Raw genomic sequence first — 7,855 nt, forward strand, 5'->3', positions numbered from 1 at the left:
ATGGCAGCAACGAAAAGACCGGTTACGGCTGAAGATCTGCTCCGGTTTCAATTTGTCGGCGATGCGCAAGTGTCGCCCGACGGATCGAAAGCCGTGTACGTTGTGACGAAAGTCGACGGGGAGAAAGACGGATATTCGTCCGCGATCCGGATCACCGATCTGGAAGGCGCGGGCAAACCGTTAACCGCTCCTTGGGAAGGGGAACGGCTCATTCGCGATCATTCGCCGCGCTGGTCTCCCGACGGAGAGCGGATCGCCTTCGTTTCGAACCGTACCGGCACGAACCAGGTATGGGTGATGGCCGTTTCCGGCGGCGAAGCGAAGCAGGTAACGAAGATGGCGACAGGCGTCGAATCGATCGCATGGTCGCCGGACGGAACGCGCATCGCTTTCCTGGCGGAAGAGCCGAAGGCCGCCGACCCGAACGGCTCCGACGTTCGCGTGATCACCACCCTGAGGTACAAGCAGGACTCCCGCGGGTTTCGCGGGTACAACCGCAATCACATTTGGGTGGCCGATGCGGAAACGGGCGAGACGAGGCAAATCACATCCGGCGATTGGGAGGATATCGATCCGAGTTGGTCTCCCGACGGCAAGTCGATCGTTTTTATCTCGGCGCGCGACGAGCGCCGAGATATCGAACATATTCCAGGCGTCTGGAAGGCGGATGTGGAGACGGGCGAATGCACCCTTCTCGCTTCCGGGCGAGGTTTTACCACAACGCCCGTCTATTCGCCCGACGGACGGTGGATCGCCTATTTCGATCATACGCAAGGCGAAACGAGCGCCGGCAACGATGCGGTCTGGGTCATTCCGGCCGAAGGCGGCGAACCGCGGAAGCTGGCGAAGGATTTCGACCGGTCGGCGGTCAATTGGATCGGCACGGACGTGAAATGGAACGGCGGTCCGCATTGTCCCGTTTGGTCGGCCGACCAAGAGAACATTTATTTCCTGGCGACGGACGGCGGCAATTGCCATGTGTATCGAGTAGGATTCGCGAGCGGGGAAGTGGAGGCGGTCGTTTACGGAGACGCGCAAGTGGTGGGATCGTTTACGATCGACCGCAACCATACCGGCAAAATCGTATATATCGCATCGCATCCGCACAGCTGCGGAGACGTGTACGTGCGCGAGCTTGGCGTTAGCGGGCCGGGCCGTCAACTAACCGATTTCAACCGCGCTTTCTACGATGAAACGTATTGGTCGACACCGGAACGATTCACGTTCCGCGGCAGCGACGATTGGGAAATCGAGGGCTGGATTTTGAAGCCATACGGCTTCGAGGCGGGCAAGCGGTATCCGCTTGTGCTGCAAATTCACGGCGGCCCCCATACGGCGTACGGCAATGCGCTGCATCACGAATTCCAAATGCTGGCGTCGGCGGGTTATGCGGTCATGTATACCAATCCGCGCGGCAGCCAAGGGTACGGAGAGAAGTTCGTCCGTGCGGTCATGGGCGATTGGGGCGGCAAGGATTACGAGGATTTGATGAAAGCGGCCGATTACGCTTGTACGCTGGATTATGTGGACGAAAGCAGATTGTTCGTCTGCGGCGGAAGCTATGGCGGCTATATGGTCAACTGGATTGTCGGGCAAACGGATCGTTTCCGCGCGGCGGTTACGCAGCGAAGCATCTGCAACCTCCACAGCATGTTCGGCACGAGCGATATCGGGTTCTACTTCAACTATGCGGAATTGGGCGATAAGGATATATGGGAGCATGAACAATTCATTCTCGAACGTTCCCCGATCCGGTATGCGCCGAACGTCAAAACCCCGACCTTGATCGAGCATAGCGAGTACGACCTGCGTTGTCCGATGGAGCAGGCCGAACAGTGGTATATGGCGCTGAAACGCTTTGGCGTCGATACCGAATTGGTGATTACGCCGAACGAAGGGCACGAACTTTCCCGCTCGGGCACGCCGAAGCATCGGATTGCGCGCCTGCGCCATATTTTGAATTGGTTCGAACGCTATCGCGATACCGAATAGGAACAGAGCGCGGCAGTTCCGGGTTATTCCGGAACGATCGCGCTCTTCCTTTTTCCTTGACCGTCAACCGATCACTGTCAATTCTTTCGGGAACGTCGTCAGCACCTCGCAACCGTCAGACGTCACGAGCACGTCGTCTTCAATGCGAACTCCGCCCCGTCCGGGAATATAGATGCCGGGCTCGACCGTAAATACGTTGCCCGCGGCGAGCGTGGCTTCGTTGCGTTCATGAACGGAAGGCTCTTCGTGCACGTCGATGCCAAGACCGTGGCCAAGCCGGTGTATGAAATACGGTCCGTATCCTTCCGCTTCGATCGTTTGACGCGCCGCCCGGTCAACGGACGCAAAGCTGACGTTCGGCCGGATCGCCTCGATCGCCCGCAGATTGGCATTCAACACGGTGTTGTAGATACGAGCCAATTCGGTATCCAATTCGCCGACGGCGAATGTGCGCGTAATATCGGATGCGTAGCCGTTCGCGTATACGCCCAGATCGAGCAATAACAGGTCGCCTGCCTGTATTTGGCGGTTGCCCGGCTTCCCGTGCGGCAATGCCGTATTGGCGCCGCAGAGCACCGTCGTTGCGAAGGATGGGCCGTCTGCTCCCCGTTTTTTCATCTGATATTCCAATTCTGCCGCAATCTCCATCTCGGTCACGCCGATCGCCGCATGCTTCAACCCTTCGCGCAGCGTCTCCTCCACAAGCCGGACCGCATGCTTCATCCGTTCAATTTCGTTCTGCGATTTGATCATTCGCATGGCGCGAATCGCGTCGCCGATATCGGCATAGGATTTGGCCGCAAGCGCCTCGGCAATGGATTCGAATCTGCGGACGGAAACCTGGTCCTTCTCGATTCCGATCGCGTTCATTCCCGCAGGAAGATGCCGTTTCAGCAAGGCGTAAGGATCTTCCGAATCCGTATGCGTTACGATGGTTTGTACCGACGAGCGCTGGCGCGCCGCCTCCAGTTCGAGCGCGGGAACGATGAGGAAAGGCTCTGTATCTTTGGATAACGCTAACGCCAGAAACCGTTCATGCGGGTCCGTGGCATAATCCGTGAAATAATAAACATGCTTCGGGTCGGTGATGAGCACGGCGTCAAGCTGTCGCCGGGCCATTTCCGCCGTCAATTGCGTCAGTCTTTGATTCATACGCAACATCCTTTCTCGATTACTTGCATCTTTATTATATCAAAGATGCCGCGGCAGCCGTATTTTTTCAAAATATGGGCACCGATTTCCGGCAGCGTCATACCATGGATAGTAGCCTAATTGGTGTAAATCATAAGATGGAAGGTGATCGATTTGTCGAACAAATGCCCAGATTGCGGATGCGAGCTTGAACCGGTTGAACAGAGCCGTCAGGAACAGGTAGGATATGACGCTTGGGGACAATACGGCATGCAAACGATGCCGCAATTCGGTACGCAGACTTACATGCCATATGGCATGCCCGGCTATTATCCGGGAGGAACTTACGGAACGTTCTCATATCCCGGAATGTACGGCATGTACGGGATGCCTCCCGGCTATGGTCAATACGGAATGCCTGCCGGTCAACCTCTCTATGGAACCTATTCCTATCCCGGCAACACGTCGCCGGGGTATTTCGGCGGATATCCCGGCGGATACGTTCCCAGGGAGCCGGAGACAGGCCAGAGCCAATGATGTTGGCACATCCATAACACTTTAATAGGATATCGGTTTTCACTTCCGCTCCGGGACGATTTGGCGCCCGGGGCTCTTTGCGGTTTTCTTGTTGAACATATCATAAGTAATACTAATGATAAGGATAGCAATTCGGTATTTAACTTCGCGACGAAATGGAATTATAGTGAGGAGCATGAGAACATGCATGTTCTGCTATAAACCGTTACGGAGTGATAACATGGCACAAGCGCAAGGTAAGGACCGATCGAAAACCAAATCAACCAAGAAATACGACGCATTGGGGTTTATTCTCGGGATCGTCATCACGTTGGTTATTTCCGTTGCGGCCAAGTATTTGGCTAATTTACCTTTTTTAAGCATTATGGGGCAACTGGTTATTGCTATTTTGATTGGAATCGTATGGCGGGCAACGATTGGCGTGCCTGATCCGGCCATTGCAGGGACGAATTTCTCGAGCAAAAAACTGCTGCGGCTTGGCATTATTTTGCTCGGCATGCGGCTCAACCTGACGGACATCGCACATGCGGGGCCGAAAGTCATCCTCATTGCGTTGATTTGTATCGCCTTCGCCTTTTTCGTTGTATATGCGATCGCCAAATGGTTTAAAGTCGAGAAAAAGCTCGGAATTTTGACAGCGTGCGGTACGGCGATTTGCGGCGCTGCGGCGGTGGTGGCGATCTCCCCGCAGATTAAGGCGAATAACGATGAAACGGCGATCGGCGCGGCGACGGTGGCAATTTTAGGGACGATTTTTACGCTTCTCTACACGGTGCTGTATCCGGTTTTGGGGTTTACGCAGCATGGATACGGCGTGTTCGCGGGTGCGACGTTGCATGAAATCGCGCATGTGATCGCGGCGGCGGCGCCGGGCGGCGAAGATGCGGTCGACATTGCGGTGATCGTCAAGCTTACGCGCGTTGCGCTGCTTGTTCCGGTGGCTATTTTGATCGGCGTTTGGTCGAGCCGGTCCGAGAAGGCGAATCGAACCAACGGCGGCAAAATGACGCTGAAATCGTTGCAAATTCCATGGTTTATTTTCGGTTTTCTGGCAATGAGCGCCGTCACCTCGCTGGGGGTCGTCTCCGCCGCTTTTGCAAACAACGTCGTGTTGCTTGCATATATGCTGATCGGAATGGCGATGGCTGGCCTCGGCCTGAATGTCGATATTGTTACATTCAAACGTCTCGGCATGAAATCGTTCGCAGCCGGTCTGATCGGGTCGATTTTGTTGTCCGTTCTCGGGTTTGGTCTCGTTTATATGCTTCGCATGATGTAATAACCGAATTCATTTTTTTAGATGTATATATTGGATCTGCATAAGCAAATAGCAGCGCAATAGCCGCAACCGGCTGTGGGCTGCTATTTGCTTATGTATATGAGGCGAGCGCCGTTCCCGGATCGGCCGGACGGGATTATATAAGTAATAAGGGACAAGGAGGGGAACGGAATGCAGCGAAGAAACGCGAATCATGCCCGCGGAATCGACGTATCCCATTGGCAAGGACAGATCGACTGGGTTGCGGTGAAAAAATCAGGCATCCGATTTGCTTTCGTCAAGGCGACGGAAGGGCAATTGTTCGTGGACGACATGTTCGCCTCGCATATTGAAGGAGCGAAGAGTCAAGGGATTCTCGTCGGCGCGTATCATTTCAGCAAGGCGTCCGATCCGGAGGAGTCGCGTGAAGAAGCGGATTTTTTTCTTGAAAATGTAAAGGGGAAACAATTGGAGCTGCCGCATGTTCTCGACATCGAAACGAAAAAGGGGAGGACGAAAGACAAGATTGTCGCTATATGCCGCGCCTGGCTTGAACGAGTCAAATCCGAAACGGGCGTTCAACCGATGATTCATACCTATCCTTCGTTTATCGATTCGTATTTGGACGCGAGCCTTTCCCATATTCCATTATGGTACGCCTGTTATAACGACCGGCACTTAGAAGAGCGCGGCGGCTGGGAGAGATGGGAATTTCTCCAATACACCAACATAGGGAGCGTACCGGGTATCAAAGGCAACGTAGATCTCAACGAATATGCGGGGGCCGCGGAGCATTTGACCGCCAAATACGGCGCGGGCAATTCCGCTTCGAACGGGTGAATGAATCGACTCAACGATAGGAAGCGATTGGAAACGGTTGAATAAGACAAGGAAGATCGGTTATAATAAAATAGGAACACAAGTTCTTGTTATGGAGGAACCTTCCAATGATTCGAGAGTTGCAAAAGTATATAGATACTACCGTCGAGATCATATATATGGACCGCAACGGGAAGTTTACGCAGCGGAAAATTCAAATTCGTTCGGTTGCGGGACCGTTCGTTAAAGCCATATGTCTGGAGCAGCGCGCCCCGAGACTATTTCGAATCGAACGCATATTAGCCGTGCGCCCGCTTGGGCGTTATGCCGTATAGATGCATGCCTCGAGAAACCGGGAATATTCCAGGAATATTCCCGGTTTTTTCATGATGTTAGAACTTGATTTTGGAACGGGCAGCCAGCCGGAACAATCATCCGGATAGTCTATTGGGAGGAGCGAGCAGGGAGATTAATATAGAACTTATTACCTACGGATGGTAAGATAATGTAGAATAGTGTCGTTAGAGGTGAGCAGATGGGCAAAAGAAACAACGTCTCTTCTATATTGCTAGGCGTCGGAACGTTTGAAATGATTCTTTGTTTCATCGTCGGTTTTGTCGTAGGTCAGCCGGAAGCTAATATGCATGAAGGTTATCGGTACATATACGCTCTTCCGTGGTGGATCGGCGGTTTTATTACCGGCATGTTATTCTTGGGCTTGGCGGAGGTCATTCGGCTCCTGGATCTTATATATAATCAGTTAGGAAATCATCATAATCAATTCAAAACCAATGAAAGCAATGGAGGCGCTTCCATACACGAAGAGGAAACGATCGACAATATTACATTTTATGACGGCGATACCGCCAAGAACGGCTATATTGTGCTATGTTCGCAAATGATTTCGTTTTATGAAGCGAAGAAGCGGGACGAATTGCATCTGGAAATCCCTTTGAATAGAGTGCACAATTGTACGTTTAACGGACGCTTTATTGAAATTTGTTTTACCAAAGATGCGTATGAAACGTCCCGAATCCGGTTTGAGGTTTGGATCGATCCCAAGGACGGAGGGCAGGAATTGTACGAGCTGTTGATGTCGTATATCGGCAAATCCTGATCTCTCCCGAAGGACTACAAAAGACCGGACATGGGGACATTAAAGCCGGAGGTGAGCGTATGTCGGGAAGAAACAATCATCCTGATCGCAACGGACCGATCGGCCATCCGTCGCGCCTTGATCAATACGGCGAGAAATTGGCGAACGATACCGACGCGAAGCCGATGAAGAAAACCGATAAGAAAGGCCAATGTTGATCGCCGATTTAGCCCTGGCGTTGCATTAACTTCTACCGCCCTCCTCCCCAAGTTCGGGGACACAGGGGACGCCAATTGTGACAAACGACCCGATTTCGGACCGTTTGCGGACAGACGATCCTTTATTCGCGGCAAAAGCGTAAAAATAAGCCCTGCGACGAACGGATAACGGAACCAATGTCCGCCGAAACAGCGAATAAGCGGTTTTGAGGCAAGATAACGGTCGTACGGTCCGGATAGCCATTTCTCGATGCAACGCCATTGCCGATTTAGCAGGAAAGCTTGCGTTTTCGAACGGAAACCGGCTTTCCTACAGACATATTTTCGATTAGTCAACCGGCGGCTGTTACTGAATTGTATTGGAAAAAATTACAGCTTGTTTGGAGCTTTAGAGTTGTGTTACATTATAGTTCCTGTCGCATTGCGGCATGGAAACATGTGAATCGTGCTTCTTAAGGAAATGTCCAACTGGAAATAATTGATGGTTGCACGATCTCGGATAATATGATAAATTATAATTCCTGTCGCCGATAAACGACAGGGCGTTGAAGAAAGTCATTTGTTCTTTGAAAACTGAACAACGAGCGAATTAAGCAACAATAAATTGAGAACGACAAGTTCTCGTCAGCAACGAAATTTGAGCTATTCGGCTCTTTCATATTCGGTTTTGTCGGCTTTGCCGATGGAACCGACCAGATTATATCTCAACATCCCGTTCCGGGCCAAGAGAATAATCGTTTTCATGGAGAGTTTGATCCTGGCTCAGGACGAACGCTGGCGGCGTGCCTAATACATGCAAGTCGA

8 protein-coding genes and 1 rRNA gene are annotated in these 7,855 nt (G+C 52.2%); 8 read left to right on the forward strand and 1 reads right to left on the reverse strand.

Annotated features, from left to right (window positions below; all coding sequences use genetic code 11):
• Complete coding sequence (locus tag LQ229_RS23515; protein WP_230193060.1) at positions 1-1,992, forward strand: S9 family peptidase; 1,992 nt, start codon at positions 1-3, stop codon at positions 1,990-1,992.
• Positions 1,993-2,055: 63 nt separating this feature from the next.
• Here LQ229_RS23515 and LQ229_RS23520 read toward each other — a convergent pair whose 3' ends face one another.
• Positions 2,056-3,144, reverse strand: coding sequence for a Xaa-Pro peptidase family protein (locus LQ229_RS23520; RefSeq protein ID WP_230193061.1), 1,089 nt, complete (start codon positions 3,142-3,144; stop codon positions 2,056-2,058).
• Positions 3,145-3,297: 153 nt separating this feature from the next.
• On the opposite strand from LQ229_RS23520, the gene LQ229_RS23525 reads away from it, so the two are divergent.
• The 7 genes from LQ229_RS23525 to LQ229_RS23555 all read left to right on the forward strand — a co-directional run.
• A complete protein-coding gene (locus LQ229_RS23525) occupies positions 3,298-3,660 on the forward strand; it encodes a hypothetical protein (protein ID WP_230193062.1) in 363 nt (120 codons plus the stop codon).
• A 220-nt stretch (positions 3,661-3,880) separates the two neighbouring features.
• Complete coding sequence (locus LQ229_RS23530; protein ID WP_230193063.1) at positions 3,881-4,939, forward strand: YeiH family protein; 1,059 nt, start codon at positions 3,881-3,883, stop codon at positions 4,937-4,939.
• A gap of 171 nt (positions 4,940-5,110) precedes the next feature.
• Positions 5,111-5,758 (forward strand): glycoside hydrolase family 25 protein, encoded by a 648-nt coding sequence (locus tag LQ229_RS23535; RefSeq protein ID WP_216540898.1) that lies wholly within the window; start codon positions 5,111-5,113, stop codon positions 5,756-5,758.
• 107 nt (positions 5,759-5,865) lie between these two features.
• Positions 5,866-6,072 (forward strand): hypothetical protein, encoded by a 207-nt coding sequence (locus LQ229_RS23540; protein ID WP_216540897.1) that lies wholly within the window; start codon positions 5,866-5,868, stop codon positions 6,070-6,072.
• A 200-nt stretch (positions 6,073-6,272) separates the two neighbouring features.
• Positions 6,273-6,854: a hypothetical protein gene (locus tag LQ229_RS23545; RefSeq protein ID WP_216540896.1), complete on the forward strand. Its 582-nt coding sequence runs from the start codon at positions 6,273-6,275 to the stop codon at positions 6,852-6,854.
• Between the two features lie 59 nt (positions 6,855-6,913).
• Positions 6,914-7,051 (forward strand): hypothetical protein, encoded by a 138-nt coding sequence (locus LQ229_RS23550; protein WP_230193064.1) that lies wholly within the window; start codon positions 6,914-6,916, stop codon positions 7,049-7,051.
• 739 nt (positions 7,052-7,790) lie between these two features.
• A 16S ribosomal RNA gene (locus LQ229_RS23555) occupies positions 7,791-7,855 on the forward strand; the annotation flags it as partial.

It is taken from the genome of Paenibacillus sp. CECT 9249, from assembly GCF_918697855.1.
Taxonomy (GTDB): Bacteria; Bacillota; Bacilli; order Paenibacillales; family Paenibacillaceae; genus MSJ-34.